The 1,475-nt window shown below is 79.9% G+C and carries 2 protein-coding genes and 1 pseudogene; all 3 read left to right on the forward strand.

Annotation, left to right across the window (positions count from 1 at the left end; genetic code table 11):
* Positions 1-447 (forward strand): annotated as a pseudogene (locus tag OJ997_RS36210) (hypothetical protein); the annotation flags it as partial.
* A 79-nt stretch (positions 448-526) separates the two neighbouring features.
* Entirely contained in the window at positions 527-694 is a 168-nt protein-coding gene (locus tag OJ997_RS36215; RefSeq protein WP_270030343.1) for a hypothetical protein, read from the forward strand.
* A partial coding sequence (locus tag OJ997_RS36220; RefSeq protein WP_443732127.1) for a DUF5691 domain-containing protein occupies positions 651-1,475 on the forward strand: 825 nt, incomplete at its 3' end. The genes OJ997_RS36215 and OJ997_RS36220, both read left to right, overlap by 44 nt.

A 1,475-nucleotide genomic window follows, 5' to 3' on the forward strand; every position in this document is an offset into this window, starting at 1 on the left:
ATGGCGGCGCGGGCGGGGCGTGGTGGCCGGCGGCGCATGGCGGCGCGGGCGGGGCGTGGTGGCCGGCGGCGCGTCGCTGCGCGGGGCGGCGTCGTGAAGGTCGTCATCGAGGCCGTCGACGGGGACCGGGTGCGGTTCGCGTGCGCCGCCGGCACGGCCGACGCACGGTGGGTGGGCGAGCCGCCCGCGCTCGGCGAGCACCACGTCGAGCTCGAGGTGAGCGGCACCGCGGCGGCTGCCGGCGGCGGCGAGCGGCTCGAGCCCGGCCGCCTGGTCGCGCGGGTCGACGCGATCGACGACGACGGCGTCGTCGCACTGCGGTTCTGCGGTGGGCTCGTCGTGCTCGACGAGGCAGGCCCCGCGACCGTCATGGGCGGCTGGGTCGAGGTCTCCGACGCGTTGTTCGAGCTGTTCCCGGTCGCCGCCACACGTGAGGCCCGCGCGTGAGCGCGCGCGACCTCGCCGTGCGCAGACAGCACGAGCTCGTCGCGCCGGCGGCGCGCGTGTGTGCAGGGACGGTGCTCGCGTGAGCTGGGACGAGCTCGTCGCCGCGGCGCTCATCGGCACGGACCGACGGCCGGTCGCGGCCGCGGCGCCGCCCGGCTCGCCCGACACGCTCGAGGCGTCGCTGGCGGAACGCGGCGCTGAGGATCGGGTGCTCGCCGCCGCGGCGGGCCGGAGCGCGGGCCGGTGAGGCGCGCGCGGTCGACCCCGCCGACGAAGACGCGCGGCCGCTGTGCTCGCCCGCGGCGGCTTCGCGACTCGAGTTGCTGCTCGAGGTGCGCGAGCTCGTGGAGGAGTGGCTCGGCCTCGCGGGGCGCGCCGGCGTGCGGCCGCCGCCCGAGCTCGCGCCCGCCCTGCTCGACTACGCGGAGGCCCGGCCGGAGCGCCACACGTCGGTGCTCGAGGCCGTCGGCCCGCTCGCGCTGTGGCTCGCCGCGCGCGAGCCGCGCTGGGCGTACGCGCTCCCCGCCGACGACGGCGTCTGGAAGGCCGGCACGCCCGACGAGCGCCACGCGCTCCTGGTCCGGCGTCGCCGCGAGGACCCGGCCGCCGCGCGCGAGCTGCTCGCCTCGACCTGGGCCGAGGAGACCTGGGAGGACCGCGAGGCGTTCCTCGGCGAGCTCGAGCTCGGCCTCACCGACGCCGACGAGCCGCTGCTCGAAGCCGCGCTCGACGATCGCCGCAAGCCGGTCCGCGACGTCGCCGCCGAGCTGCTCGCCCGCCTGCCGGGGTCGGCGTTCGCGGCCCGTGCCGCCGCCGCGGTCCGGCCGTTGCTGCGCGTGGAGGCCGGCGAGCTCGTCGTCACGCTCCCGGACGCGCAGGGCCGCGGCCGCCGGTCGGAGCGGCTCACGGCGATGATCGCCGCCGCGCCGCTCGCCACGTGGGTGGAGGGCGAGACCGCGGTCGCGGCGAGCGACGGGGCCGCGGCGGCGGCGGCGGGCGACGATGGCCGGGCCGCGGCGGCGGGCGAC

This window comes from Solirubrobacter phytolaccae, from assembly GCF_027587195.1.
Classification (GTDB): Bacteria; Actinomycetota; Thermoleophilia; order Solirubrobacterales; family Solirubrobacteraceae; genus Solirubrobacter; species Solirubrobacter phytolaccae.